Below are 25,676 nucleotides of genomic sequence, written 5' to 3'. Positions count from 1 at the left end.
GGGGCCCGGCACCACTAAAGCCGCTGATTGATAGAATCTGTGTCGCTCCTGGAGAAATCCAGATTCGGATTAGTCAAAAGGAAATCGCCGAGAACCTCGGGATTCATGCAGATCGAATCGCGCCCGATGCTCTGACCATAAGAGCACCCTTCCAGCTTCGTCGACGAGGGGTCGAGGCCAAGGTCATCTTAGGCGGCGAGATCCCCACCAATGTGGATGCGACGCTGGCAAGAAATGTCCTCAAAGCGAGGGCCTGGTTTGCACGACTGAAGGATGGCACGACCTATGAGGAAATTGCGCGGTCGGAGAAAGTTTCCCCTCAGCGGGTCCGAATGCTGATTGATATGGCATTCCTATCTCCAAAGCTCATCGAGAGAATTGCCACGGGCCACCAACCCCTCGATTTGGCAACCGAGTGGTTCCGTTCTCATCGTTTGCCTGCGCGATGGGAAGACCAAGAAAGCCTCTTCTGGTCTTCTTGAGAACTGGCCAGGCCACCCACCTGACAACCGCCGAAATCGTGAACAGAGACTTCTAGCTAAACTCGGTTCAAGAAGGCCGAATGCGCGCGTCTCCGCACAGGACAGCCCCGTATAAGGTGCTGAATTCTAAGAAACAAACGCGACCGCGCTCGGGAGACCTGAAACTAGGTGAGTGGGTGGCTGGGGCGGCAGGATTCGAACCTGCGAATGCCGGTACCAAAAACCGGTGCCTTACCGCTTGGCTACGCCCCAACAAGGCTCGCGGCTCGCCCGCGACGAGCCGGAAAATAGCGCCGCCATGCCGGGGGCGCAACTGCAAGAAACCATCTTTCAGGCGGGCTTGGCTTCATGGGTCGACGTCGGCGGCTTCGATCCACCAATCGGGCCGCTCGCGGGCGAGCAGCCCGGCGGCCTGCTTGGCTTCCTCCAGCGTCGCGAAGAGGCCGAAACAGGTGGCGCCGCTGCCCGACATCCGCGCCAGCAGACAGCCAGCCAACCGCTCCAGGCTCCCCAGGCAGTCCCCGATCACTGGTTGCAGTTCGAGGGCGGTTGCCTGCAGGTCGTTTGTCCGGCCTCTCAAGGCCTCGATCAGCAGGTCCAAAGAGGCGAAGCCTTCCGGCCAGGGCCGGGACGGCGTGAAGGGGCCACTGCGCTGCCGGAACACCGCCGCCGTCTCCAGCGCCACGCCGGGATTGACCAGCAGCAGGGAAAAGCGCGGCAACTCCGGCGCCGCCTCCAGCTCCTCGCCGATCCCCCTCATGAGGCAGGCTTTGCCGTTGAGGCAGACGGGCAGGTCCGCGCCCAGCGACAGGGCCAGATCGTAGAGCGCCTTGGGGTCGGGTCTCATACCCCACAGCTCGACGAGGCCCAAGAGCGCCGCCGCGGCGTCGGCTGAGCCACCGCCGATCCCGCCGGCGGGCGGTAAGCGCTTGTCGAGGGTCAAAAGAGCGCCACGCGGCGGCGGCCCCGCCAAGTCGGCCAGGGCCCGCGCTGCACGCATCACGAGATTTTGCTCGGCAGGCGGCAAGCCTTCGCTGAACGGCCCGGAAGTCCGCAAGGCGAGCTCAGGCGCGCTCTCCAGCCGCAAGCGATCGCCGGTGTCGGCGAAGACCACGAGGCTGTCCAGAAGGTGATAGCCGTCGCCACGGCGGCCCAGCAGTTCCAGCGTCAAATTGACCTTCGGGCGGGCGAGGCGTTCCAACGGGCGTGAAGGATCCATGCTGGCGCCCGCCTCCCGGCTCAGATGTCCTTGGGCTGGTCGGTGAGGCCCTCTTCGAGCTTCCGCTCGATCACGGGCGCTTCCTCCTCGCCGGGCTCCAGGCCGAGGGCGCGCAGCCACTGGAACCGCGCTTCGCGCTCGCGCCCGACCCGCCAGTAGGCGTCGCCCAGGTGATCGTTGATGGTCGGGTCCTGCGGGCGCAGCTCCACGGCGCGCTCCAGCTCCTCCACCGCCTGCTCGTACTTGCCCAGCCGGTAATAGACCCAGCCGAGACTGTCGACGATGTAGCCGTCCGAGGGACGGAGCTGCACGGCGCGGCGCAGCATCTCCTGCGCGCGGTCCAGATTCTGTTTCTGCTCGACCCAGGAATAAGCGAGGTAGTTCATCACCAGGGGCTGTTCGGGCTCCAGCTCCAAAGCCGCCAGGAAGTCGCTCTCCGCCTTGTCCCACTGATCGGACTGTTCGTAGGCGATGCCCCTGAAATAGAGGATCGGCCAGTGCCGGCGTTCCAGCGGTTCGGCGCGGGAAAGCGCCGAGCCATAGGCTTCGGCGGCCTCGACGAAGCGCTCCTCGAAGCGCAGCAGGTTGCCCTTGCGGAACAGCGGCTCGTAGCGCTCGGAACGCAGCGTCGCCAGTTCGTCCAGGGTGGCCAGAGCCTCTTCGATCCGCTTCAGGTCGGCCAGTTCCTCGACGGCGCGCAGCTTGGCGCCCCAGGCGAGCGGGTCTGCATCGGGGATGCGGCCGTAGGTGGCGATGGCCTCCTCCGCGCGCCCCTCGTCCTGATGAATCTCGCCGAGCAGCAGCAGCCCTTCGGAGAAGTCCGGCCGCAGGTGCAACGCCAGTTGAACGAAGATCTGCGCCACGTCCGAGGCGCGCTGCCGGCGGAACAGCGTGGAAAGCTCCAGCAAGGTCTCCGCCAATCCCTCCTGAGGCGTGCCGATCATCGCTGGCGGCGGGGCGCCGCCAGCCGCCACGCGCTCAAGGCTCTCAGAGAAAAGCGCTGCGTCGCCCGACTGCTCGGACGCCAACTCATAGAGGCTCCTGGCCGTCTCCAGATCCCCGCTGCGCTCATAGAAATTGCCCATCAGGAGCGCCGAGCGGTAGGACACCCGGTCGCGTATTTGACGCAGGCTGTCGTAGGCGGCCCGTGCCTCATCGACGCGCCCGGCCAGGTCGTTGACCAGGGCCTGATGCATCAGCTTGATCTCATCGCTGCCCTGGAGGCTGTCAAAGGCCTGGAGCGACTCCAGCGCCGCGTCGGGATTGGAGCGTGCGAGCGCAAGCCAGGCGCGCAGCGGCGGGCCCATCAACTCCGAGAGACCCTTGGGCGGGAGCTGGTCCAGAAACTCCTCGGCGAGGGATACCTTGCCGCGGGCGAAGTGATCCACCGCCAGCACCACCAGGGCCGTGATGTTGTCCGGGTCGTCGCCCTGAAGTTGCAGGGCCAGCGGCACCGCCTTATCGAACTTACCGTCCGCGGCCAGCAGGACGAAGGCGCGGCGCAGCAGATAGGGATCGTTCGGGTCCTGAGCGAGAGCGCGCTGATAGAAAAGCGCAGCCGCCTCGCTGTCCTTCTGCATGTCGGCATGGCGTCCGGCGAGGAAATCGCCGGCGTTCTGCGCCGCCGCGTCCATCGGGAGCGCGCCAGCGAGAACCGTCAGAGCGCCGAGGCCGGCGGCGCTCACTAGGCGGATCATACGGGGACGAAAGGTGCTTTTTGGCTTGGCGAGGACGCTCACGGCGAATGCTTCCCGATGCTCTTGTTGTGGTTGAACCCTGCCACCTTAGAGCAGGTGGCCCCCGGGCCTCAATCGCAGACCCTCAAGGCTAGGCCCCTTAACGCTAGTGCGGCAATGCGATGAAAAAAGGGCAAAAGAAAAGGGGCGGTCCCCTTGGCGCCGCCCCTTCTCTCATTTCCCTTGCCGCCGCGTCCAGGCGGAAAGGCGTCACATGTTCGGATAGTTCGGGCCGCCGCCGCCCTCCGGCGTGGTCCAGACGATGTTCTGCGTCGGGTCCTTGATGTCGCAGGTTTTGCAGTGGACGCAGTTCTGCGCGTTGATCACGAACCTGGGGTTCGATCCATCGTCGTCGCGCACCACCTCGTAGACCCCGGCCGGGCAATAGCGCTGCGCCGGCTCGTCGTAGAGCGCGAGGTTGTGCTCGATGGGGACCGAAGCGTCCTTCAGCGTCAGGTGAACCGGCTGGTCTTCCTCGTGGTTGGTGTTCGACAGGAACACCGAGGACAGCCGGTCGAAGGTCAGCACCCCGTCGGGTTTGGGGTAGTCGATCTTCGGCATCTCCGAGGCGGGTTTCAGGCATTCGTGGTCGGCGTGCTTGTGGTGGAAGGTCCAGGGCGCCTTGCCGCCCAGGATCTTGAGGTCCAGCGCGCCATAGATCATGGAGCCGTAAAGTCCGCCGAACTTGTTGAAGGCCGGACGGAAATTGCGCGCCCGGTAGAGCTCGTCATAGAGCCAGGACTTCTTGAAGCCCTCGGTATAGCCGGACAAGAGCGGCGCGGGCGCCTCGTAGTCGGCCTTCAGGGTTTCCGCGATGGCCTCGGCGGCCAGCATCCCCGACTTCATGGCGTTGTGGCTGCCCTTGATCTTGGGCACGTTCAGGAAACCCGCCGAACAGCCGATCAAGGCGCCGCCCGGGAACACCAGTTCGGGCAGCGATTGCAGACCGCCCTCGTTCAACGCACGCGCGCCGTAGGAGACGCGCTTGCCGCCTTCCAGCAGGGTGCGGATCTGCGGATGGGTCTTGAAGCGCTGCATCTCGTTGAAGGGGGAGAGGTGCGGGTTCTCGTAGTCCAGGCCGACCACGTAGCCGACATAAACCTGGTTGTTCTCCAGGTGGTAGATGAAGGAGCCGCCCCAGGTCTTGCTGTCCATGGGCCAGCCGGCCGTGTGCATCACCAGGCCTTCCTGATGCTTCTCGGGCGCTACTTCCCAGAGCTCCTTGATGCCGATGCCGTAGGTCTGCGGATCGGACTCGTCGCGCAGGCCGAACTTCTGCTCCAGCGTCTTGGTCAGGGACCCGCGGCAGCCCTCGCCAAAGAGGGTGTACTTGCCGTGCAGCTCCATGCCCGGCTGATAGCTGTCCTTCTGCTCGCCGTCCTTGCCGACGCCCATGTCGCCGGTGGCGACGCCCTTCACCCGGCCGTCCTCGTGATAGACCACCTCGGCGGCGGCGAAGCCCGGATAGATCTCCACGCCCATCGCCTCGGCCTGCTCGGCCAGCCAGCGGCAGACATTGCCGAGGGACACGATGTAGTTGCCGTGGTTCTGCATCTGGGGCGGCAGCATCGGGACGGGAACCGAACGCCCGCCGGTCTCGCTCAGCAGCAGGAACTTCTCGTCCTTGACCGGCACGTTGAGGGGCGCGCCCTTGTCCTTCCAGTCGGGGATCAGCTCGTTGAGCGCGCGCGGCTCGAACACCGCGCCGGAAAGAATGTGCGCGCCGACCTCGGAGCCCTTCTCCAGAACGCAGACGGTGATCTCCTGCCCGGTCTCCTCGGCCAGTTGGCGCAGGCGGATCGCCGCGCCCAGGCCGGCCGGCCCGGCGCCCACGATCACAACGTCGTATTCCATGTATTCGCGTTCCATGTCTCAAACCCTCTCTCACCGGAAAAGCCCGGGTTGACGTATAGGTTAACCACCCTGCCACGGCAGCTGCGTCTCTTCAATACCCGGAGATAGCCTAAGCGCCGGTGAACTCTGTTCTTGAAGCGACTTTTCGCCGCGCGCTTTGCGACCCTATTCCCTTCGCGCGCGCGGTGCTAGCGTTGCGGCATGAGCGAAGAGCCGCAAAACCCGGAGGAGGAAGAGACCAGGGCCGCCTTGCTGGAGGCGCTGCGCTGGCAGCTTGAGATGGGTGCCGACGAGGCCTTGGAGGAGAGCCCCCAGGACCGCTACGCCCTCTCCGCCGCCGAGCACCGCGACAAGGTGACCCAGGCCAACCTGAAGGCCCAGGCCGAGGGCGAAAGCGGAAAGCCGGCCGCCCCCTCGGGCGCAGCCGTACCGGGCGGCGCGCCGGGACCCGCCCTGTTCGAGCCGAAGGCGGGCCCGCTGCAATCCAACGAGGCGGTGGTCGGCGAGGCGCGCGCCGCCGCAGACAGCGCAGGGGATATCGCGAGCCTGAAGCTGTCCGTGGAAGCCTTCGAGGGCTGCGCCCTGAAGAAGACCGCCTTTTCCTGTGTCTTCGCGGACGGAAACTCCGAAGCGCCGCTGATGATCCTGGGCGAGGCGCCCGGCGCGAACGAGGACCGCCAGGGTCTACCCTTCGTGGGCGATGCCGGCAAGCTCCTGGACCGCATGCTGGCGGCCATCGTGCGGGACCGCGAGAGCGCCTACATCTCCAACGTCATCTTCTGGCGGCCGCCGGGGAACCGCACCCCCACACCGGAGGAGACGGCGGCCTGCCTGCCCTTCGTCGAGCGCCACATCGCCCTTGCGCGCCCGAAGGTGCTGCTGCTGGTGGGCGGCAGCGCGGCCAGCACGTTGCTGGGCGAGACCCGGGGCGTGATGAAGCTGCGCGGCAAGTGGCACGCCTATCAGAACCGCTATCTCGACAAGCCGATCCCGGCCATGGTCTCGCTGCACCCGGCCTATCTCCTGCGCCAGCCGGGACAAAAGCGCCTCGCCTGGCACGACCTGCTGGAGGTCAAACGGGTCCTGGACGAGGGCGGCGACCCCCTTTCCCGGTGAGCCTAGACTCCTGCGTCCTCTTCAAGAGAGGCGTGAGAAGAAGAAGTGTCATAAGAAGGACGGGCCTTGAACCTGACCGCTGCGACCTGCCTAGAACTCGCCCTAAGGCGCGCCGCGACCCTGGCTGCCGGTCTGCTGATCGCGCTGCTCTGCGCCCTGCCAGCGATCAAGGAGACCCGCGCCCTTGAGGTCGCAGGTCCGCTCTCCGCCGCAGACGCGGCGCTCTACCGCGACATCTTCAGCCTTCAGGAACAGGGCCGCTGGAAGGAAGCCGACCGCAAGATCGACGCGCTCCAAGACCCCCTGCTGCTCGGCCACCTGCAGTTCCAGCGCTACATGCACCCGACCGCCTACCGTTCGCGCTACCGCGAACTGGCGGCCTGGCTGGAGAGGTACGGCGACCATCCCGGCGCCGAGCGCATCTACAGGCTGGCCGAAAAGCGCCGCCCCGCGGGCGCTGCCACGCCGAGGCCCCGGCGCGCCGCCGAACTGCCCTTGCAAAGCCGCTCGCTGGACCGGACCAAGCCCTACATCGCGCCGGGCCGGAGCAGCGCGGAACGGCGCGAAGCCGGACGCATTCTGGCGCAGGTGCGCCGCAACGTCCTGCGCGACCGCCTGACGGCCACGGAAAACTGGCTGAAGACCGGCGAGGTCACGCGCGGCCTCGATCAGGTCGAACAGGACGTGGCGGCGGGACTGGTCGCCGGGCGCTGGTACTACCTGGGGCGCGACCAGCGGGCCTTCGACCTCGCGGCGCCCGGCGCGCAGCGCTCGGGCGGGCTCGCCCCCTACAATGAATGGATCGCGGGCCTCGCAGCCTGGCGGCTGGACCGGCTGGAGGACTCCTTCGGTTACTTCTCGGCCTTGGCGGAAAGCGAGCGCGCCTCTCCCTGGACCCGAACGGCGGCGGCCTATTGGGCGGCCCGCGCGGCATTGAGACTGGAACGTCCGCAGGTCATGAGCGGGTTTCTCCGCCTGGCCGCAAAGGAGCCCTTCACCTTCTACGGCCTTCTGGCGCGCCACGCGCTGGGCATCGAGGTGCTGCCCGAAGAGCTGCGTCAGCCCGACGCCAGCGAGTTAAGCCTCACCGCCTCGACGCCGGCGGAACGCCGCGCCCTGGCGCTGCTCCAGATTGGCGAGCGGGGACGGGCGGAAGCCGAACTGCTGGTCGCCGGCGGTTGGGAGGATGAAGCCGGGGCCCGGCGCCTTCTGGCCATCGCCGATGCGGCGGGCATGCCGAACCTCTCCTACCGGCTCGCCTGGCAACTCATCAACTTAGGGGTGGAGCCCGAAGACCCGCAGGTGGTGGCCGGGCTCTTCCCTTTGCCGCATTGGAAACCCGAGAGCGGCTTTCAGGTCGATCGCGCGCTGATCTTCGCCTTCGTGCGGCAGGAGTCGCGCTTCGATCCCAACGCCCGCAGCCGCTCGGGCGCGCGCGGACTGATGCAAATCCTGCCCTCGACCGCGAGCTATGTTTCTGGCGACGCGGGCTATCGCTCGGGCCGTTTACGATTTCTTTACCTTCCTGAAGTAAATCTTGATCTCGGACAGCGCTACATCCTCTATCTCCTTGGTCAAGGTGCTGTGAACAAAGACCTTTTCAAGCTGGCGACAGCCTATAACGGGGGACCGGGAAACTTGGCGAAATGGCAGGCGGACATGGATCATCGGGACGACCCGCTGCTGTTCATCGAATCGCTGCCGTCGAGAGAGACACGCTTCTTCGCCGAACGCATCCTGGCAAACCTCTGGATCTACCGTGCGCGGCTGGGCCAAAAGGCCCCGTCGCTCGCCGCCCTGGCGGGAGGGACCTGGCCTACCTATCTATCATTGGACTCATTCTCCCAGGAGGCCCGCCAATATGGCGCGCATTGACGAAACAAAACCCTTTCTGCCCGTGAACATCGCGGTGCTCACGATCTCCGACACGCGCACTTCGGAGACCGACAAGTCGGGCAACCTGCTGGCGGACATGATCACCGCGGACAACCACAAGGTCGTTCACCGCGAGATCGTGAAGGACGACCAGCCGGCCATCGTTCGCCGCCTGCACCGTCTGATCGAGGACCCCTCCATCGACGTCATCATCTCGACCGGCGGGACCGGCGTGACCGGCCGCGACGTGACGCCCGAGGCCTTCATCCAGGTGATGGACAAGGTGATCGAAGGGTTCGGCGAGTTGTTCCGCTGGATCAGCTATCAGAAGGTCGGCACCTCGACCATGCAGTCGCGGGCTGTGGGCGGGGTCGCGCGCGGCACCTATCTCTTCGCCCTGCCCGGCTCGCCCGGCGCCTGCAAGGACGCCTGGATGGAGATCCTCCGCTTCCAGCTAGACAGCCGCCACCAGCCCTGCAACCTCGTCGAACTGATGCCCCGCCTGCAAGAACACATCCACGCCGCGGAGTAGCGCTGAGTAGTCAGCGCCAAGTATTCAGCGCCCCCGCCACCTTTCCAGGTCGGCACCGGTGTCGATGTCCTGTAGTTCCTCCAAGAGCGCCAGGCTGGCGCCCTGCTTTTCCAGGTTCGCCCGGGTGTCGGCCAGTGCGTGCTGGCCGCCCCAGCGCACGCCTGCAAAGGGGCTGCGGTAGCTCGGGCGGCGGGTGAGGCCGATCAGGTAGTAGCCGCCGTCGTCGGCGGGGCCGAGCACGGCGTCGTGACGGCCCAGCGCCCGGAAGGCCGCCGCCACATGGCGCGGCGCGATGCCGGGGATGTCCGCGCCGATCATGACCAGCGGGCCGGGCGGCAGGCTCGTGAAGACGCGCTCCATGCGCTGGCCCAGGTCGCCGCGCCCCTGCCCGATCAGTCGGACCGGCCCCGGCGGGTTCCAGAGTCCGGCCTTGCGCCGCTCGCTGGCCCAAGCATCCGGCGTGACGGCCAGCCAGCAGGTCCAGCGCCGGTCCGGGGAGAGACGGGTCAGGAGGCTCCGGGTCGCCTCCCTGTGAAAGCGCCAGGCCGCCAGCGCGCCCAGATCGCGCGCCAGGCGCTTCTTCACGGTCCCGAGACGCGGCGCCCGCGCCATGATCACCAGATGCCGCTGCATGCCCCGCGCGCCCCCCTCGGTCAGCGATAGTGGCGCGCCAGCCAACGCGGCGTCGCCCCCAGATAGTAGAGCGTGAGCAGCGCGAGGTTGCGCAGCGCCGTCTTCAACCAGCCGCCCTTGCGGTAGCGCTCCGCCGAGGTCACGGCCCAGCTCTCGAAAGCCGTCAGCCGCTTGCGGCCGATCTTGCGGACCAGCGCCACGTCCTCCATCAGGGGTTCGTCCGGGTGGCCGCCCAGGGCCTCATAGAAGGCCTTGGGGATCAGCAATCCCTGATCGCCGTAGGGCAGCCCAAGGCTGCGCGCGCGCCAGTTGGCCAGTCCGGCGGTGCGCCGGGCGCTCTCTCCCGGCTCGTCGAAGGCCAGTTTGAAGAAGGCGGCGCGCTCGCCCGCCGGGCCGGTCGCGTCCATGAAGGCCTCGGCCTCCTTGGCCCAGCCGTCGCCCAGGCGCGTGTCCGCGTGCAGGAACAGCAGGAAGGCGCCCGCCGCCTCGCCGGCCCCGGCGCACAGCTGCGAGCCCCGGCCCCTGGGCGCTTCCAGGAAGCGGCAGCCGGCGGCGGTGGCGGCCTCCCGCGTGCCGTCGTCGGAGCCGCCGTCGACCACGAGGACCTCCCCGATCAGGTCGCGCTGGCGGCCCGGCGTCAGGGCGGCGAGACAGCCGGGCAACTGCGTGGCGGCGTTCAGGGTCGGGATCACGATGGTGAGAGGCGCAGCACTCATGGCAGGCCCGGTGATAGCACGCCGCTCCGGCGCATGCTAAGGCTTTCCCGGATCAAAGAGCCGGAGCAAAAGGGGAGACTTCGTGAGCGGCAAGGCGACACCAGAGGCCCTCGCCGCGGCGCTTTCCGGGCTGGAGGATTTCCGGCAGGTGAGCGCCGCGGCGCTCCGCGACATGAAGACCACGGGGCTGGCGCATGACCACTACGCCATCGCGGGCTCGCCCTGGATCCTGCGCGTCCCGAAGCAGAGCCAGTTCGGCTATTCCGCCGAGCGCAACCTCGCCTATCAGGCCGCCTGCTTCAGCCGGGTCAGCCAGAGCGGCCACGCCCCCCGCCTCAAGGCCAGCCTGCCGCCCTCGCCGCGCCTGCCCATGGGCGCTCTGCTGGTCGAGTACATCGAGGGGCGCCCGCCGCGCCTGCCGGAAGACCTGCCGCTCTTGGCCTCGGCCATGGCGCGGGTCCATGCCTTGCCTCTGCCGAATGCCGGGCAGCGCCCGCCGCTGGAAGATCACCGGGACCCGGTGGCCGGCATCTGGCTGGAGATCTGCGAGCAGGCCCGCAACCTACCCGCCGCCGGGCTGAGCCCCGAGGCGGCAGCGGAGATCGAAGCCGAACTCGCCTGGGCCGAAAGCTTCGCCAAGGCCGTGGAGATCGGGGAAGGGCGGCAGCCGGTGACCTTGGTCCTGACCGACACCCACCCCGGCAACTTCCTGATCACGCCGGATGAAGAGGGCGGCAGCAAGGCCGTGATCGTCGATCTGGAAAAGGCGCTCTACGGCTCGCCGGGCGTCGATCTGGCGCACGCGACGGTCTACTCCTCCACCACCTGGGACGTCGCGACCCAGGCGGAGCTGACCAGCGCAGAGGTCGCAGAGTTCTACCGCCGCTATCTGGAGATCGCGCGGCAGAGCGGCGGGGAGGCTTTCGCCGACGCGCTCAGGCCCTGGCTGATCCCCATGCGCCGCTTCCTCTTCCTGCGCGCGATCACCTGGTGCGCGCTCTGGCGCGTCTCCCACCGGTCGGAAGCAACCGGCGGCAAGGAAAGCGCGGAGAGCACCCGCGACTGGTCGGCGGAGAACAGCCAGGCCGAGCTGATCGCCCACGTGAGGGACCGTACGGACCTCTACCTCAGCGCCCCCGTCCTGAAGCGCATGCGGGCCGAATGGCTTGAAAGCCCTGGGCTTGAGGAGCTGATCGGCTGACAGCGTATTATGTTCTTGTTTTGTTCTTTCTCCAGGTCTAAGCTCGGGCCCATGAGCGAGAGGGTGAACAAGCAGGAGCGGATCAAGGGCCGGGGCGCCGTCTCCAACGCCTCCGGCCGCTATGAGCGTTACGCCCGCGAGCACTTCGAGGACGACTGGGGCGACGGCTGGAACGAGGAGGAGGGCGACGCGCCGCGACCGCCCACCCGGGTCCTGCCGGACCGCAGCCGCAGCGTGATCGCGCGCAACCAGTCGCCGGACGTTCCCTTCGACCGTTCGATCAACCCCTACAGGGGCTGCGAGCACGGCTGCGTCTACTGCTTTGCGCGCCCGACCCATGCCTATCTGGGGCATTCGCCCGGCCTGGATTTCGAAACCCAGCTCTACGCCAAGCATGACGCCGCCGGGCTGCTGCGCCAGGAGCTCGCCAAACCCAAGTACCGGGTCGCCCCCATCGCCCTGGGCGCGAACACCGACCCCTATCAGCCGCTGGAGCGCAAGCTGAGGATCACCCGCGAGGTGATCGAGGTGCTGGCCGAGGCGAAGCATCCGCTCACCATCGTCACCAAGTCGGCGCTGGTGCTGCGCGACCTCGATCTGCTGGCGCCCCTGGCGGAGCAGAAACTGGTGCGCGTCTGCCTCTCCGTCACAACGCTCGACAAGGGCCTGGCGCGGGTGATGGAACCGCGCGCGGCCACGCCCGCGCGGCGCCTTCAGGCGATCGAGGGGCTGAGTGCGGCGGGCGTGCCCGTGACCCTGCTCGCCGCCCCCATCATCCCCGCGCTCAACGATCAGGAGCTGGAAGCGATTCTGGAGGCCGGCGCCGCCGCCGGGGCCGGGCACGCGGGCTATGTGCTGCTGCGCTTGCCGCTGGAGCTGAAGGAGCTCTTCGAGGAGTGGCTGGAAACCCACTATCCCGACCGCAAGGAGCGGGTGCTTTCCCGCCTCAGGGCCATGCGCGGCGGGGAGCTCTACGACTCGCGCTTCGGCAAGCGCCAGACCGGAGAGGGCGAGGAAGCGCGGCTTCTGGCCCAGCGGCTTCAGGCGAGCTGCAAGCGGCTCGGCCTGCAACCCAACCGCCAGGCCTGGGCCCTGACCAGCGAGCTATTCCGGCCGCCCGCCGCGGACGGGCGGCAGCTCTCCTTCCTTTAGCGCCTTCTCCGGCAAGCCCTTCTCCGGCAAGCGCCCGGCCCGGCAATAGCCCGCAGAGGCTGGACAGGACGCCCCCGGCATCCCATCTCTCTCAAAAGCAACAGAGCCCGCCCGAACGGAGACACCCCATGACCGAAAAGACCTTTGACAAGAAGGAACTGAAGAAGCGCCTCTCGCCGCTCGCCTATCAGGTGACGCAGGAAGAGGGCACCGAGCGCGCCTTCAGCGGCGACCTCTACAATGTGAAGGCCGCGGGCAGCTATAACTGCGTCGTTTGCGGCTCGCCCCTCTTCTCTTCCGAGCACAAGTTCGATTCCCGGACCGGCTGGCCCTCCTTCTGGCAGCCGGTGGAGGAAGCCGCGGTGGGCATCAAGGAAGACCGGAAACTCTGGATGAAGCGCACGGAAGTGCACTGCGCCACCTGCGGCGCGCACCAGGGCCACGTCTTCCCGGACGGGCCGGAGCCGACGGGCTTGCGTTACTGCATCAATTCCGCCTCTCTTTCCTTCGAACCCAAGAAGGATTGACCGGAGCCGCATGACAGCCCTGAAACAACATCCCGACAGCTATCCTCAAGCAGCGCTGGTCACCGGCGCGGGCAAGCGCATCGGCCGCGCGCTGGCCATGGCCTTGGCCCAAGAGGGCTACGCGGTCGCCGTCCACTACAACAGGTCGGCCGCCGAGGCGCAGAGCGTCGTGCGCGCGATCCACGACAAGGGCGGCAAGGCCGCGGCCTTCAAGGCCGACCTGATGGTCGAAAGCGAGGTCGAGGAGCTGCTCCCCGCCGCCAAGGCGAAGCTCGGCGCGATCGGCGTGCTGGTCAACAACGCCTCGACCTTCGAATGGGACACCGCGCTCAGCACCAGCCGCGATTCCTGGGACAAGGCGATCGAGCCGAACCTGCGTGCGCCCTTCGTGCTGTCCCAGGCCTTCGCCCGCAACTTGCCGGAAGAAGCGGGCGGACTGATCGTCAACATGCTGGATGAGCGGGTTTGGAACCTGACCCAGTACTTCACCAGCTACACCGTCGCCAAGGCCGGGCTCTGGACCCTGACCCAGACCCTCGCGCTGGCCTTCGCCCCGCGCATCCGGGTGAACGGCATTGGCCCGGGACCGGCGCTTCCCAGCCCGCGCCAGACCCAGGCCGAGTTCGACCGCATGGCGGCCTCCATGCCGCTCGGACGGGGCACCTCGCCCGAGGAAATCGCCGATGCTTTTCGCTTCCTGTTGAAGGCGCCCTCGGTCACGGGGCAAATGATCGCCCTTGACGGCGGCCAGCACCTGGGGTGGGCTTTGCCCCAGGAGCGGAAGGCTCCCAAGGAATAGTCCCGCCGCCGAAGGCAAGCCGACAGGAGGCCGCATGACCCGCCCGATCCCCGACCCCGCATCTCTTGGCTGCGAGGTCGCCGGTCAGAAGATCGTCGCGCGCAACATGGTGATCTCCTGCTGCATCGGCTATCCCGACGAGGAGCGCGCGCAGGCTCAGGACCTACGCTTCGATGTGGACCTGACCGTCAAGCCCCTGCGGCCCCTGGACGATTCCATCAACCTGGTGGTCGACTATGGCCCCCTGTTCGACGAGATGCGGGCGGTCTGCGCGGAAAGCCAGCCCCGTCTCCTGGAAGTCCTGGCCGATCAGATCCTGGCCGTCTTCATGAGCCACGAGCTGGTCGAGCAGGCACACGTAAGAATTGAAAAGAAATCTCTCTATGAAGACGCGGAGGGCGTTGGCGTGGAGGTCGCCTGGCGGCGGCGTTGATGCCCGCTTTGCCACCCGCAGCTTCGCGTTCCGCTGAAGGCCGTGAGGTAAGTCACTGAAAAATAACAAGCGCCAACAAAACCCCTCAAACAAGGGCAGTTTTGCACAAGGCGGGGCTGATATTTTTGACGATGGGGAGTCAACGCGAGAATCTTATATGTGACAATTTCTTTGCACTTGACACCCTAGAAAACTCAATAAATCAATATGTTAGTTCATTTGCACAAAAAATGGGCAATCTATAGAAAGTCCAATGAGTCCTAGGGGGCAGCACTTCGTGCTAGGACTTAGCCACAGAGATATCCACAAGAGTCGTGGATGACTGAAACGGCCCTATTCCGGGGGCCCAGGCAAGTCCCGGATAACAAAGGGCAAAGCCCCGATTGGCGGCAGGGCGGAGATGGTTCAACGTAAAGGACACAGGCGGCAAAAAGACCCAACCGCAGGCGGCAAACGCGCGCCGCGCCTCCTCCAAGAGGAGAAGGAGGCCTACCAATCCGGTAGCGAGCCCGCACCGTCCGACGTCTCGGCGGAATCCATTGATCCGAATGCGGGCGCCGCCGCCGCGAAAGGTCTTGCGGGGGGCGTCGAGGCGATCCGCGCCACTTGGAAGACCCTGCCGCATCAGCCTGGCGTCTACCGCATGCTCGATAAGCGGGGCGAGGCGCTCTATGTGGGCAAGGCCCGCAATCTGAAGAAGCGGGTCATCGCCTACACCCAGATAGACAAGTTGCCGCGCCGCCTGCAGCGCATGGTCGCCGAGACCAAGTCCATGGAGGTGGTGACCACGGCCAGCGAGGTCGAGGCGCTGCTGCTGGAGAGCAATCTCATCAAGCGCCTCATGCCGCGCTACAACGTGCTGCTGCGCGACGACAAGTCCTTCCCATACATCCTGATCACCCGCGACCACGACTACCCGCAGATCGCCAAGCACCGCGGTCAGCACAGTCAGGAGGGGGACTACTACGGCCCCTTCGCCTCGGCGGGCGCGGTGAACCGGACGGTGACGGCGCTGGAGAAGGCCTTCCTGCTGCGCTCCTGCTCCGACCATGTCTTCGCCAACCGCAAGCGGCCCTGCCTGCTCTACCAGATCAAGCGCTGCTCGGCGCCCTGCGTGGACCGGATTTCGCGCGCCGACTACGAGGCGCTGGTGAAGGAGGCGACGGACTTCCTGTCGGGCCGGGACAGCGGCATCCAGCGCGATTTGGCCAACCGCATGGAGCGCGCCGCCGAGGCCATGGACTTCGAGCAGGCCGCCGTCTACCGCGACCGCATTCGCGCGCTCAGCCACATCCAGTCGCGCCAGGACATCAACCTGGAGGGCATGGAGGACGCCGACGTTATCGCGCTCCACGAGGAGGGCGGGCAGAGCTGCATCCAGGTCTTCTTCTTCCGCGCCGGGCGCAACTACGGCAACCGCGCCTACTTCCCCAGCCATGACAGGGCGGAGACGCCCGAGGACGTGATGGCCGCCTTCGTGGCGCAGTTCTACGACAACAAGCCGCCGCCCCCGCTGCTGCTGCTGAGCCACAAGGCGAGCGAGGCGTCGCTGCTGGCCGAGGCGCTGACCTCCAAGGCCACCCGCAAGGTGCGGCTGCTGGTCCCGCAGCGCGGGGAAAAGCGCAAGGTGATGGAGCAGGCGCTGAGCAACGCGCGTGAGGCGCTGGCCCGGCGTCTGTCGGAAAGCTCGGCGCAGCGGAAGCTGCTCGCCGCCCTCGGCGACCTCATGGGGCTCGACCAGACGCCGGAGCGGGTCGAGGTCTACGACAACTCCCACCTCATGGGCACCAGCCCCTACGGCGCCATGATCGTCGCGGGACCCGAGGGCTTCATCAAGAACAGCTACCGCAAGTTCTCGATCCGCGAGGCCAAGACCGAAGGCGGCAAGGCGAGCGGCGGCGACGACTACGGCATGATGCGCGAGGTCATGACCCGCCGCTTCTCCCGCGCGCTGAAGGAGGACCCGGAGCGCGAGCGCGGGCTCTGGCCTGACCTCGTCCTGCTGGACGGCGGCAAGGGCCAGCTCTCAACCGCGCTGGAGGTCTTCGAGGAGCTGGGCATCGCCGACCAGCCGATCGCCGCCGTCGCCAAGGGCCCCGACCGCGACGCGGGGCGCGAGCGCATCTTCCTGCCAGGCCGCGAGCCGGTCCTGCTGCCGCCGCGCGAGCCCCTGCTCTACTTCATCCAGCGGCTGCGTGACGAGGCCCACCGCTTCGCCATCGGCAGCCACCGCCTGGGCCGCAAGAAAGCCATGGCCGCCTCGCCCCTGGACGAGATCGCCGGCATCGGCGCCAAGCGCAAGAAGGCGCTGCTGCTGCACTTCGGCTCCGCCCGCGCCGTCTCGCGCGCCGGCGTCGAGGACCTTATGGCGGTGGAGGGAATCTCAGAGACGGTCGCGAAGAAGATCCACGGGCACTTCAATCAGGCCTGAGGCCCGCCTAGCGCCGCCCGAACAGCTTCTCGATGTCGGCGAGTTTCAGTTCCACGTAGGTGGGGCGGCCGTGGTTGCACTGGCCGGAGTGGGGGGTCGCCTCCATCTGGCGCAGGAGGGCGTTCATCTCCTCCCCGTTGAGCCGCCGCCCGGCGCGCACCGAGCCGTGGCAGGCCATGGTGCCGCAGACCTCGCCCAGCCGCTCCTTCAGCGCCAGCGCCTGATCCATCTCCGCCAGTTCGTCGGCGAGGTCGTTCAGCATGCCCTTGACGTTCATCTCGCCCAGCAGAGCGGGCGTCTCGCGCACCACCAGCGCGCCGGGGCCGAAGCGCTCGACCACCAGGCCCAGTTCGGCCAGTTCATCGCCCCGCTCCAACAGGCGGTCGATGTCGCGCTCCTCCAGCTCCACCACCTCGGGGATCAAGAGCATCTGACGGGCGACGCCCTTGCCGTCGAGCTGTTGCTTCATGCGCTCGTAGACCAGCCGTTCGTGGGCGGCGTGCTGGTCCACGATCACGATGCCGTCGGCGGTCTGGGCCACGATGTAGGTGGCGTGGAGCTGCGCGCGGGCAGCGCCCAGGGGGTAGTCCTCCGCAGGCTGCGCCTCTCCGATCTCCCCGGTCTCGGGATCGATCCGCTCGGCGCGCGCGGCGGGCGCGGAGTCAAACCCGCTCAGCGGCGATTGGAAGTCGCGGGCCCGCTCGGCGAGCCCGCCCGCGGGGTGAGAGGCGCGGTAGGCGTAGCCGCCGCCGTAGGGCAGCCCAGGTCCGCCCGGACCACCGGCGCGCGGCCCCTCTTGCGGGCGGAAGGAGCCCAGCGCGCTCTCCGAGACGGTGGTGGAGGCGCGGTGACCGGCCCCCGCCAGCGCGTGGCGGCAGGCCGAGACGATCAGGCCGCGCACCAGCCCCTGGTCCCGGAAGCGCACCTCGGCCTTCATGGGGTGCACGTTCACGTCCACCTCCTCGGGCGGCAGCTCCAGGAAGAGCGCCAGCAGGGGGTGGCGGTCGTGCGCCAGGAAGTCCCGGTAGGCGCCGCGCACCGCGCCGTAGAGCAGCTTGTCGCGCACCGGCCGGCCGTTGACGAAGAGATACTGCTGCTGGCTGTTGGCGCGGTTGAGGGTCGGCAGACCGATGAAGCCGGTGAGCGCGATGCCCTCGCGCAGCGCCTCGACCGGCAGGGCGTTGTCCTGGAACTCCCGGCCCATGATCGCGCCCAGGCGCTTCAGGCGCGCATCGAAGAGATCGCCCTGTCCGGCCGGCAGGTCGAGATAGCTGCGCCCGCCCTCCTCCAACTTGAAGGCGACCAGGGGGTGCGCCATGGCCAGACGCTTCAACTGGTCCAGCACGTGTCCGGTCTCGGTGCGGTCCTGCTTCAGGAACTTGAGCCGGGCGGGGGTGGAGAAGAAGAGGTCGCGCGCCTCGATCCGCGTGCCCTTCTGCAAGGCGGCGGGCTTGGCGGCGCTCGGGCGTCCGCCCTCGACCGAGAGACTCCAGGCCTCCTCCGCGCCCTCGGCCCGGCTGGCCACGGTCAAGCGCGAGACGGCGGCGATGGAGGGCAGCGCCTCTCCCCGGAAGCCCAGGTGGCGGATGTTGACCAGGTCGCCGTCGGGAAGCTTGGAGGTCGCATGGCGCTCCAGCGCCAGCGCCAGTTCCTCGCGGTCCATGCCGCGCCCGTCATCGGTCACCACGATCAGCGCCTTGCCGCCTTCGCGCAGGGAGACCTCGATCCGGCGCGCGCCCGCGTCCAGCGCGTTTTCGACCAGCTCCTTCACAGCCGAGGCCGGGCGCTCCACCACTTCACCGGCGGCGATGCGGTTCACCAGGCTCTCGGGCAGACGCCGAATGGTCTTGGTTGCTTGGGCTTTGGGTGCTTCGGTCATGGGCGCGACTCGGACCCTCCTTCCTCCTCTAAGAGAACGGCTGGCAGGCCCGATGGCAAGACCCAGTAACGGAGAGTTATCCCCTAGCCGCGCGGGGCCGGACCCGCCTCTTCGGGCGCCGCCCTGGTCGCCTCCACGTCCTGCGGCTTGCCGACCACGACCACGGTCAGCTTGTCCGGCTGGAACAGCTCGGCGGCGACCCGCTTTGCGTCCTCCAGGGTCACGGCCTCGATGTAGGCGTTGCGGCTGTCCAGGTAGTCGATGCCCAGGTTCTCCTGCTGCATGCCGACCAGCATCCCCGCGATGCGCGGAGAGTTGGAGAAGCGCAAGGGGAAGGAGCCGGTCAGATAGGTCTTGGCGTGCTCCAGTTCCTCGGCGCTCGGACCCTCGGCGGCCATGCGCGCCCACTCCTCGCGAATCACGGCCAGGGATTCGGCGACCCGCTCGTTGGCGGTCGCCGTACCGCCGACCAGAAGCGCCGCATCGTCGAAGGGATAGAGATAGCTGCCGACCGAATAGGCGAGGCCGCGTTTCTCGCGCACCTCTTCGAAGAGCCGCGAGGAGAAGCCGCCACCGCCCAGGACGTAGTTCACCACGTAGGCGGTGTAGTAGTCCGGGTCGCCGCGCAGCACGCCTTCATGCCCGAAGGAGACCACCGACTGCGGCACCTCCTGCTCCACCACCATTGTCTCGCCCAGGTTCTGTGGGGAGACCGTCTCGTCCGGCAAGGCACTGCCCTCCGCCGGCAGGCTGGAGAAGACCAGGTCCAGAATTCCGCCCAGTTCTTCGGGCGTGATGTCGCCCACCACGCCGATCTTGAGGCGGTCCAGGGTCAGCTCCTGGCGGCGGTAGCCGTCCAGGTCCGCGACGGAGATTTCAGTCACACTCTCGACGGTGCCGTCGGAGTTGTTGCCGTAGGGGTGATCGGGAAAGAAGGATTTCCAGAGCACGCGCGAGGCGATCGATCGGGGATCGGTCTCCTGGCGCGACAGGCCAACCAGGATCTGGCCGCGGATGCGCTCCACCGGCTCCTCATCGAAGCGCGGCTCGCTAAGGCTGAGCCGCAACAACTCCAGCGCCTCCGCCCGGTTCTCCGTCAGGGTCTGGAAGCTGCCGGAAAAGCGGTCCCGGCTGGCGGAGAAGGAGAGCTGGATGGAGAGGTTTTCCAGCTTCGCGCGGAAGGTCTTGGAGTCATAGGGGCCGGCGCCCTCGTCCAGAAGTCCGGCGAGCATGTTGGCCGTCCCCGGCTTATCCGCCGGGTCCAGCGCGGTCCCGCCCTTGAAGGAGAACTCCATGGAGAAGATGGGGTTGCTGTGGTCTTCGATCAGCCAGGCCTCGATGCCGCCCGGGCTCACCACCCGCTGCACCTCGGCCGCGCGCACCTGCTGAAGGCTCGCGATCAAGAGGGTGAGAGCGACGGTCAGGAGCAGCAGCAAGCCCAGGGCCTGCGCGGGTCCGCGGTCGTGGCGAAGGACGGCGCTGCGGGGTTTCATCAAGGCAAACCTCGTCATGACGTGGGCTCCGCGCGCAGTTCGCGCGTCACCGAATGGTTGATCTGCAAGACCGCGCGGGCGGCGGCTTCGACCTCCTCGCGGGTCACCGCCTCGATGGACTCAGGCCAGCTTTCCACCTGTTCGATGCTGCGGCCGGAAGCCAGGGCCTCACCCAGCACGCGTGCGCCGGTCGAGAGGTCGTCGCGCGCGTAGATGGCGGCGGCGGTCAGGCGCTTCTTGGCGTCCGCCACCTCCTGCTCGCTCACGCCCTCCTTGAGCAGAAGAGCGATCTCGGCGCGCAAGGCGGCCTCCAAATCCTCTAGCTCCACGCCCTGCCGCGGCGAAGCGTAGAGGCCGAAGACGCTGCGATCGAGGGCAGAGGCGTCGTAGTAGCTGCCCGCGCTCACCGCGAGCCCTTCATCCACCACCAGCTTGCTGTAGAGCCGGGCGCTGGCGGCGCCCCCCAGCAGTTCGGACAGGACCTGCAAGGCATAGGCATGCTCGCCGCCGGGGCTGTTGTAGCCCGGCGCCAGATAGTCGATGCCAAGTGAGGGCTGGCGCACCCGGTCGCTCTCCAGAACGGCGCGGCGGGGCGCGGTCTGGGGCGGCTCGCTGAGGCGCTTACGCTCGGGCACCGGACCGGCGGCGACCTGGCCGTAGGTGCGCTCGGCCAGCGGGCGCACCTCTTCCACGGTGATGTCGCCCGCGATCACAACCACGGCGTTGTTGGGGCGGTACCAGTCCTTATAGAAGGTCAGGGCGTCCTCGGTGGTGAGTTGGCTCACCTCCTGGGGCCAGCCGATGATGGGCGTGCCGTAGGGGTGGTTCAGGAACAGGCTGGCGCGGGCCATTTCGCCCAACTGGCCGCCCGGCTCGTTGTCGACGCGGCTGCGTCGCTCTTCCAGCACCACCTGCAACTCCGGCAGCACCACCTCGTCGGAGAGCTGGAGGTTGGTCATGCGGTCGGCCTCGTTGGCCATCATGATCTCCAGCCGGTCCGCGGCCACGGTCTGGTAGTATCCGGTGTAGTCCCAGGAAGTGAAGGCGTTCTCCTGCCCGCCGTTGCGCGCGACGATCTCGCTGAACTCGCCGGGCTCCAGCTTGTCGGTCCCCTTGAACATCAGGTGTTCCAGGAAGTGCGCGACCCCGGACTTGCCCGGCGGCTCGTCGGCGGCGCCCACCTTGTACCAGATCATGTGGGTGACGATGGGCGCGCGGGAATTGTTGATCACCACGACCTGAAGACCGTTGTCGAGCGTGAAGCTCTCCGGGTCGAAAACCCCGGCTTCAGCCTTGCCGACCGGCAGCGTCGCGGCCACGGCGGCCAAAAGCGCCAAGCCTGTCAGAACGCTGCCGAGGAATGCGGGAACCTTCATCGGAACTCCTCAAGAATGAGACGTTGTTTCCTTCGCCAAGAGATGTAGGCGTCGAACCGGGCAAAAGAAAGGCGGGAGCGCCTGTGGCTGCCCCCGCCCTTGCTTGAACGGCTTTCTCGGCCGCGCAGCGGATGCCGCTTAGAAGATGCCTTCGAAGATCGCCCGGCGGCGGCGCTCAATCACCGGCGTGTCGCCGGCCGTGGGCGGCTGGCCCAGCGCCTCGTTCTCACGCAGCCGCTGCTGCTCGGCCTGCGGGTCGATGATCTCACCCGCCTCCTCCGGTTCGCGCCAGAAGATCAGGCTCTCGACGAACGAGGCCTGCTGGGAGGCGAGCTGCTGGCTTTCCTGGTTGATCTGCTGGCGGATGGCGGGATCCACCTCCTCGGCGCCGGCCTTGGCCAGAAGCGCCTGCTCGCCGGCTGAGCGCGACGAAGACGCAGCCGCCGCCGCAGCGGCAGCCGTGGCGCTCTCATCCTGACGGAAGACGGCCGAGCGCGCCTGATCGGTCGTGGTGCCGGTCTGAGGGCGCGGCGCGCCGGGATCGGGCGGACGCAGACCATAGTTGGGCGGCAGGGAAAGCGGCGCCTGACGCACCACCCGGAATTCGTCGGGCGGCGTCTTGCGGGTGGTGTCGAAGGTCTCCCGCACGCTGCTGCAGGCGCTCAGCCCGATGGCCAGCGCCAGGAGCGGCAGAAGCCGGCGCAAGGCGCTCAACTTCCTAGAGCTGCCTTCTTGGGCGTTACGTCCGTGGGAGAAACTGGACATGACTGCACCTTTTCGGTTTTCAAACATCGGCCTTCTTTTTACTCCGCTCTTCGGACCCAAACAAGGCGTCCACGAGAACCAGCACGACGCCGATGAAGATCGCGCTGTCGGCAATGTTGAAAGAGGGCCAGTGCCAGCCCTGCCAATGGAAATCCAGGAAGTCCACCACCGCGCCGATGCGCAGGCGGTCGATGGCATTGCCCAGCGCGCCCCCGGCGATCAGGCCGTAGGCGAGACTGAGACGCTCGCCGAGCTGGCCTGAGATCCACTTCAAGAGGACGAGGGCGACCAAAGCGGCCAGACCCGCGAGCAGAAGATCCTGATAGGGCAGCCGCGACTCACCGAAGAGGCCGAAGCTGACCCCCTGGTTGAACACCAGCACGAGGTTGAAGAATTCGGTCACCTGCTCGCTCCAGCCCGCGCCCTCGGCGCGTTCCAGGATCGCGGCCTTCGTGATCTGGTCCGTGACCAGCGCCATCAAGAAGCCGAGATAGCCATAGACCGTGTCGCGCGTGATCATCCCCGCCCCTCTCAGGCCACTTCGTTGGAGGCGTCTTGAGGCAGCGCCTCGACCACCTCCGCGCAGCGCCGGCAGGTGCCAGGCGCGGCCTCCGACTCACCCACTTCCGGCAGGACCTTCCAGCAGCGCTGGCACTTGTCGCCCTCCGCCGTCACCGGCAGCACGGCGACCTGCGGAACATCCTCAAGGCGGTAGGCGCCCTCGGGTCCCGGTCCCTGCTCCAGGGCGATGTCGGAAGTGATCGCGACTTCGGCGAGATCGACCGCCTCGACGGCCTCCATCAGCGCCGGGTCCTCGATGAAGACCTTGGGAGCGGCCTGCAAGGAGGAGCCGATGCGCTTTTCCGCGCGCTCCAGCTCCAGGGCGCCGGTGACCACGCGGCGCACGCGGCGCACCTTTTCCCACTTCGCCGCCAGGGCCTCGTCACGCCAGGCCGCGGGGATCTCGGGATAGGTGCGCAGATGCACCGACTCCGGCGCCTTGCCGCGCTGCCACCAGGCCTCCTCCGCCGTGAAGCAGAGGATCGGCGCCAGCCAAGCCGTCAGGCAGTCGAAGAGCCTGTCCAAGACGCTGAGACAGGCCCGGCGGCGCAGGGAGTCCTTGGCGTCGCAATAGAGCGAGTCCTTGCGCACGTCGAAGTAGAAGGCCGAGAGGTCCAGCGCGCAGAAGTCATGCAGGCTGCGGTAGAGGGCATGGAACTCGAAGCTGTCGGCAGCCGCGCGCACCTGCGTATCGATCTCCTGCACGCGGTGCAGCACCCAGCGCTCCAGTTCCGGCATCTCGGCTTCCGGCACCCGGTCCGCCTCGTCGAAGTCCTCCAGCGCGCCCAGCAGATAGCGCAGCGTGTTGCGCAGGCGGCGATAGGCGTCGGTCTGGTACTTGATGATGTGCTCACCGATGCGCAGGTCCTCGGAGTAGTCCGAGGCCACCACCCAGAGACGCAGGATATCCGCGCCGTAGGTCTTCATCACCTCATGCGGCGAGACGATGTTGCCCAGCGACTTCGACATCTTGCGGCCCTGCTCGTCCAACACGAAGCCGTGGGTCAGCACGGCGTCGAAGGGCGCGCGGCCCCGCGTGCCGGAGGACTCCAGCAGCGAGGTGTGGAACCAGCCGCGATGCTGGTCGGAGCCCTCAAGGTAGAGGTCGGCCGGCCACTTCAGCTCCGGCCGCGCCTCCAGCACGTAGCTGTGGGTCGAGCCGGAATCGAACCAGACCTCGATGACGTCGAAGACCTGCTCGTAGTCGGCGGGATCGTATTCGTTGCCCAGCCAGCGCGACGGCGGGCTGGAGAACCAGGCGTCACCGCCCTCCGCCTCGAAGGCTTCGGCGATGCGGTCGATCACCGCCTGGTCGCGCAGCGGCTCGCCGCTTTCCTTGTGGACGAAGACCGGGATCGGCACGCCCCAGAGGCGCTGGCGCGAGACGCACCAGTCGGGTCGCTGCTCGATCATGGCGCGCAGGCGCGTCTTGCCCGGCGCGGGCACGAAGCGGGTCGCGTCGATGGCCGCCAGGGCCTTGTCGCGCAGTCCGTTGGTCTCCATGGAGATGAACCACTGCGGGGTGTTCCGGAAGATCAGCGGCGCCTTGGAGCGCCAGGAGTGCGGATAGCTGTGGCGCAGCTTGCCCTTGGTCAGCAGCTTGCCGGCATAGGCCAGCTGCTTGATGACCGCGACGTTGGCGTCGCCCTCCTTGCCATCGGAATCGTAGATCACCGTGCCTGCGAACAGCGGCACGTGGGGCAGGAAGCGGCCCTCCCCATCCACGTTGTTGGTGATCTCCAGACCGTGCTCGCGGCCCAGCTTCCAGTCGTCCTGGCCGTGGCTGGGGGCGACATGCACGAAGCCGGTGCCCTGATCCATGGTGACGAAATCGCCGGGCAGGAGCGGCACCTCGAAGTCGTAGCCGCCCTCCGTCTCCGGACGCCCGGCGAAGGGGTGAGCGGCGACGGAGCCCGCCAGCGCCGCGCCCTTCATCTCGGCCAGGACCTCGTAGTCCTCAATCTTGGCGTCCTTGGCGACCTGCTCGGCCAGGGCCTTGGCGAGCACCAGCGTTTCGCCGGGCTCGGCCTTGCTGGTCTCCTCGACCGCACCGACCTTCAGGACCAGGTAGTCTTCCTCTTCGGCGTAGGCGACCGCGCGGTTGGAGGGGATGGTCCAGGGCGTGGTGGTCCAGATCACGACCGAGGCGCCTTCCAGCGCGGGAAGGCTCGCCTTGGTGACCGGAAAGCGCACCCAGATGGTGTGGGAGGTGTGTTCGGCGTACTCGACCTCGGCGTCGGCCAGGGCGGTCTTCTCCACCACCGACCAGAGCACGGGGCGGAACCCGGCGTAGAGGCCGCCGTTCATCAGGAACTTGCCGATTTCGCGCACGATCTGCGCCTCGGCGGAAAAGGCCATGGTGGTGTAGGGCTTCTCCCAATTGCCGAGCACGCCGAGGCGCTTGAACTCGCCGATCTGGATGTCGATCCACTTCTCGGCGAAGGCACGGCATTCCTGTCGGAAGGTCACCTTGTCCACGGCGTCCTTGTCCTGGCCGCGCTCGCGGTAGCCCTCCTCCACCTTCCATTCGATGGGCAGGCCGTGGCAGTCCCAGCCGGGCACGTAGTGCGCGTCCTTGCCCAGCATCTGCTGGGAACGGTTGATGGTGTCCTTCAGGATCTTGTTGAGCGCGTGGCCCATGTGCAGGTGGCCGTTCGCGTAGGGCGGGCCGTCGTGCAGGATGAACTTCTCGCGGCCCTTGGAGGTCTCTCGCAGGCGGTCGAACAGGCCGATCTCCTCCCAGCGCGCGAGGATCTCGGGCTCCTTGGCGGGCAGCCCGGCGCGCATGGGAAAGTCGGTCTTGGGCAAAAAGACGGTGGACTTGTAGTCGCGGGTCATGATGTTTCGCTAGCTCTGTCAGTGGCCGGACGCCCGGCTCTCGTGTGAGAGGAAAGGC

At 67.3% G+C, this 25,676-nt stretch carries 21 protein-coding genes and 1 tRNA gene; 10 read left to right on the top strand and 12 right to left on the bottom strand.

Annotated elements, in window-relative coordinates; genetic code table 11:
* A partial coding sequence (locus tag P8X75_05490; GenBank protein MEJ1994654.1) for a hypothetical protein occupies nucleotides 1-482 on the top strand: 482 nt, incomplete at its 5' end.
* Between the two features lie 177 nt (nucleotides 483-659).
* On the opposite strand, the gene P8X75_05485 is transcribed toward P8X75_05490, so the two are convergent.
* The 4 genes from P8X75_05485 to P8X75_05470 form a co-directional block, all read right to left on the bottom strand.
* Nucleotides 660-734 (bottom strand) — tRNA-Gln (locus P8X75_05485).
* A gap of 94 nt (nucleotides 735-828) precedes the next feature.
* Nucleotides 829-1,701: a 4-(cytidine 5'-diphospho)-2-C-methyl-D-erythritol kinase gene (locus tag P8X75_05480; protein ID MEJ1994653.1), complete on the bottom strand. Its 873-nt coding sequence runs from the start codon at nucleotides 1,699-1,701 to the stop codon at nucleotides 829-831.
* 20 nt (nucleotides 1,702-1,721) lie between these two features.
* Nucleotides 1,722-3,398 (bottom strand): tetratricopeptide repeat protein, encoded by a 1,677-nt coding sequence (locus P8X75_05475; GenBank protein ID MEJ1994652.1) that lies wholly within the window; start codon nucleotides 3,396-3,398, stop codon nucleotides 1,722-1,724.
* Nucleotides 3,399-3,647: 249 nt separating this feature from the next.
* Entirely contained in the window at nucleotides 3,648-5,306 is a 1,659-nt protein-coding gene (locus P8X75_05470; GenBank protein ID MEJ1994651.1) for an electron transfer flavoprotein-ubiquinone oxidoreductase, read from the bottom strand.
* A 186-nt stretch (nucleotides 5,307-5,492) separates the two neighbouring features.
* On the opposite strand from P8X75_05470, the gene P8X75_05465 reads away from it, so the two are divergent.
* The 3 genes from P8X75_05465 (at nucleotide 5,493) to moaB (ending at nucleotide 8,814) form a co-directional block, all read left to right on the top strand.
* Nucleotides 5,493-6,407: a uracil-DNA glycosylase gene (locus tag P8X75_05465; GenBank protein MEJ1994650.1), complete on the top strand. Its 915-nt coding sequence runs from the start codon at nucleotides 5,493-5,495 to the stop codon at nucleotides 6,405-6,407.
* Nucleotides 6,408-6,473: 66 nt separating this feature from the next.
* Nucleotides 6,474-8,282: a lytic transglycosylase domain-containing protein gene (locus tag P8X75_05460; GenBank protein MEJ1994649.1), complete on the top strand. Its 1,809-nt coding sequence runs from the start codon at nucleotides 6,474-6,476 to the stop codon at nucleotides 8,280-8,282.
* Nucleotides 8,269-8,814 carry a molybdenum cofactor biosynthesis protein B gene (gene moaB, locus P8X75_05455; protein MEJ1994648.1) on the top strand — a complete coding sequence of 182 codons (546 nt, stop codon included), beginning with the start codon at nucleotides 8,269-8,271 and terminating at the stop codon, nucleotides 8,812-8,814. Before P8X75_05460 ends, moaB begins: the two co-directional genes overlap by 14 nt.
* 24 nt (nucleotides 8,815-8,838) lie before the next feature.
* Here moaB and P8X75_05450 read toward each other — a convergent pair whose 3' ends face one another.
* Together P8X75_05450 and P8X75_05445 are read right to left on the bottom strand one after the other, a co-directional pair.
* A complete protein-coding gene (locus tag P8X75_05450; GenBank protein ID MEJ1994647.1) occupies nucleotides 8,839-9,447 on the bottom strand; it encodes a TIGR04282 family arsenosugar biosynthesis glycosyltransferase in 609 nt (202 codons plus the stop codon).
* A gap of 20 nt (nucleotides 9,448-9,467) precedes the next feature.
* Complete coding sequence (locus P8X75_05445; GenBank protein ID MEJ1994646.1) at nucleotides 9,468-10,163, bottom strand: TIGR04283 family arsenosugar biosynthesis glycosyltransferase; 696 nt, start codon at nucleotides 10,161-10,163, stop codon at nucleotides 9,468-9,470.
* Between the two features lie 82 nt (nucleotides 10,164-10,245).
* Between P8X75_05445 and P8X75_05440 the strand changes: the two genes are divergently transcribed.
* From P8X75_05440 to uvrC, 6 genes are all read left to right on the top strand, one after another.
* Entirely contained in the window at nucleotides 10,246-11,364 is a 1,119-nt protein-coding gene (locus tag P8X75_05440) for an aminoglycoside phosphotransferase family protein (GenBank protein ID MEJ1994645.1), read from the top strand.
* Between the two features lie 51 nt (nucleotides 11,365-11,415).
* The gene (locus P8X75_05435) at nucleotides 11,416-12,516 is read left to right on the top strand and encodes a PA0069 family radical SAM protein (protein MEJ1994644.1); all 1,101 of its coding nucleotides are present in this window, start codon (nucleotides 11,416-11,418) and stop codon (nucleotides 12,514-12,516) included.
* Between the two features lie 128 nt (nucleotides 12,517-12,644).
* Complete coding sequence (msrB, locus tag P8X75_05430; GenBank protein MEJ1994643.1) at nucleotides 12,645-13,043, top strand: peptide-methionine (R)-S-oxide reductase MsrB; 399 nt, start codon at nucleotides 12,645-12,647, stop codon at nucleotides 13,041-13,043.
* 10 nt (nucleotides 13,044-13,053) lie between these two features.
* A complete protein-coding gene (locus tag P8X75_05425; protein ID MEJ1994642.1) occupies nucleotides 13,054-13,842 on the top strand; it encodes an SDR family oxidoreductase in 789 nt (262 codons plus the stop codon).
* A 34-nt stretch (nucleotides 13,843-13,876) separates the two neighbouring features.
* Nucleotides 13,877-14,275 (top strand): dihydroneopterin aldolase, encoded by a 399-nt coding sequence (locus P8X75_05420; protein MEJ1994641.1) that lies wholly within the window; start codon nucleotides 13,877-13,879, stop codon nucleotides 14,273-14,275.
* A gap of 400 nt (nucleotides 14,276-14,675) precedes the next feature.
* On the top strand, nucleotides 14,676-16,706 hold the full coding sequence (gene uvrC, locus P8X75_05415) for an excinuclease ABC subunit UvrC (protein ID MEJ1994640.1): 2,031 nt from the start codon (nucleotides 14,676-14,678) through the stop codon (nucleotides 16,704-16,706).
* 7 nt (nucleotides 16,707-16,713) lie between these two features.
* Here uvrC and mutL read toward each other — a convergent pair whose 3' ends face one another.
* From mutL to ileS, 6 genes are all read right to left on the bottom strand, one after another.
* On the bottom strand, nucleotides 16,714-18,585 hold the full coding sequence (gene mutL, locus P8X75_05410) for a DNA mismatch repair endonuclease MutL (GenBank protein MEJ1994639.1): 1,872 nt from the start codon (nucleotides 18,583-18,585) through the stop codon (nucleotides 16,714-16,716).
* Nucleotides 18,586-18,668: 83 nt separating this feature from the next.
* Nucleotides 18,669-20,078 (bottom strand): pitrilysin family protein, encoded by a 1,410-nt coding sequence (locus tag P8X75_05405; protein MEJ1994638.1) that lies wholly within the window; start codon nucleotides 20,076-20,078, stop codon nucleotides 18,669-18,671.
* A 14-nt stretch (nucleotides 20,079-20,092) separates the two neighbouring features.
* Complete coding sequence (locus P8X75_05400) at nucleotides 20,093-21,454, bottom strand: pitrilysin family protein (protein ID MEJ1994637.1); 1,362 nt, start codon at nucleotides 21,452-21,454, stop codon at nucleotides 20,093-20,095.
* 138 nt (nucleotides 21,455-21,592) lie between these two features.
* Nucleotides 21,593-22,219, bottom strand: coding sequence for a DUF3035 domain-containing protein (locus P8X75_05395; GenBank protein MEJ1994636.1), 627 nt, complete (start codon nucleotides 22,217-22,219; stop codon nucleotides 21,593-21,595).
* Between the two features lie 19 nt (nucleotides 22,220-22,238).
* Entirely contained in the window at nucleotides 22,239-22,739 is a 501-nt protein-coding gene (gene lspA / locus P8X75_05390) for a signal peptidase II (protein ID MEJ1994635.1), read from the bottom strand.
* 11 nt (nucleotides 22,740-22,750) lie between these two features.
* Entirely contained in the window at nucleotides 22,751-25,618 is a 2,868-nt protein-coding gene (ileS, locus tag P8X75_05385; protein ID MEJ1994634.1) for an isoleucine--tRNA ligase, read from the bottom strand.
* Nucleotides 25,619-25,676: the final 58 nt, after the last annotated feature.

It is taken from the genome of Limibacillus sp., assembly GCA_037379885.1.
Classification (GTDB): Bacteria; Pseudomonadota; Alphaproteobacteria; order Kiloniellales; family CECT-8803; genus JARRJC01.
The sequence above is the reverse complement of the archived record's forward strand: the minus strand, read 5'-3'. Positions and strand labels throughout refer to the sequence as shown.

Excerpts from the sequence above, each read along its gene's own strand:
- P8X75_05480 (MEJ1994653.1), bottom strand. The coding sequence starts at position 1,701 with ATGGATCCTTCACGCCCGTTGGAACGCCTCGCCCGCCCGAAGGTCAAT.
- P8X75_05475 (MEJ1994652.1), bottom strand. The coding sequence starts at position 3,398 with ATGATCCGCCTAGTGAGCGCCGCCGGCCTCGGCGCTCTGACGGTTCTC.
- P8X75_05470 (MEJ1994651.1), bottom strand. The coding sequence starts at position 5,306 with ATGGAACGCGAATACATGGAATACGACGTTGTGATCGTGGGCGCCGGG.
- P8X75_05465 (MEJ1994650.1), top strand. The coding sequence starts at position 5,493 with ATGAGCGAAGAGCCGCAAAACCCGGAGGAGGAAGAGACCAGGGCCGCC.
- moaB (MEJ1994648.1), top strand. The coding sequence starts at position 8,269 with ATGGCGCGCATTGACGAAACAAAACCCTTTCTGCCCGTGAACATCGCG.
- P8X75_05450 (MEJ1994647.1), bottom strand. The coding sequence starts at position 9,447 with ATGCAGCGGCATCTGGTGATCATGGCGCGGGCGCCGCGTCTCGGGACC.
- P8X75_05445 (MEJ1994646.1), bottom strand. The coding sequence starts at position 10,163 with ATGAGTGCTGCGCCTCTCACCATCGTGATCCCGACCCTGAACGCCGCC.
- P8X75_05435 (MEJ1994644.1), top strand. The coding sequence starts at position 11,416 with ATGAGCGAGAGGGTGAACAAGCAGGAGCGGATCAAGGGCCGGGGCGCC.
- msrB (MEJ1994643.1), top strand. The coding sequence starts at position 12,645 with ATGACCGAAAAGACCTTTGACAAGAAGGAACTGAAGAAGCGCCTCTCG.
- P8X75_05425 (MEJ1994642.1), top strand. The coding sequence starts at position 13,054 with ATGACAGCCCTGAAACAACATCCCGACAGCTATCCTCAAGCAGCGCTG.
- P8X75_05420 (MEJ1994641.1), top strand. The coding sequence starts at position 13,877 with ATGACCCGCCCGATCCCCGACCCCGCATCTCTTGGCTGCGAGGTCGCC.
- uvrC (MEJ1994640.1), top strand. The coding sequence starts at position 14,676 with ATGGTTCAACGTAAAGGACACAGGCGGCAAAAAGACCCAACCGCAGGC.
- mutL (MEJ1994639.1), bottom strand. The coding sequence starts at position 18,585 with ATGACCGAAGCACCCAAAGCCCAAGCAACCAAGACCATTCGGCGTCTG.
- P8X75_05405 (MEJ1994638.1), bottom strand. The coding sequence starts at position 20,078 with ATGAAACCCCGCAGCGCCGTCCTTCGCCACGACCGCGGACCCGCGCAG.
- P8X75_05400 (MEJ1994637.1), bottom strand. The coding sequence starts at position 21,454 with ATGAAGGTTCCCGCATTCCTCGGCAGCGTTCTGACAGGCTTGGCGCTT.
- P8X75_05395 (MEJ1994636.1), bottom strand. The coding sequence starts at position 22,219 with ATGTCCAGTTTCTCCCACGGACGTAACGCCCAAGAAGGCAGCTCTAGG.
- lspA (MEJ1994635.1), bottom strand. The coding sequence starts at position 22,739 with ATGATCACGCGCGACACGGTCTATGGCTATCTCGGCTTCTTGATGGCG.
- ileS (MEJ1994634.1), bottom strand. The coding sequence starts at position 25,618 with ATGACCCGCGACTACAAGTCCACCGTCTTTTTGCCCAAGACCGACTTT.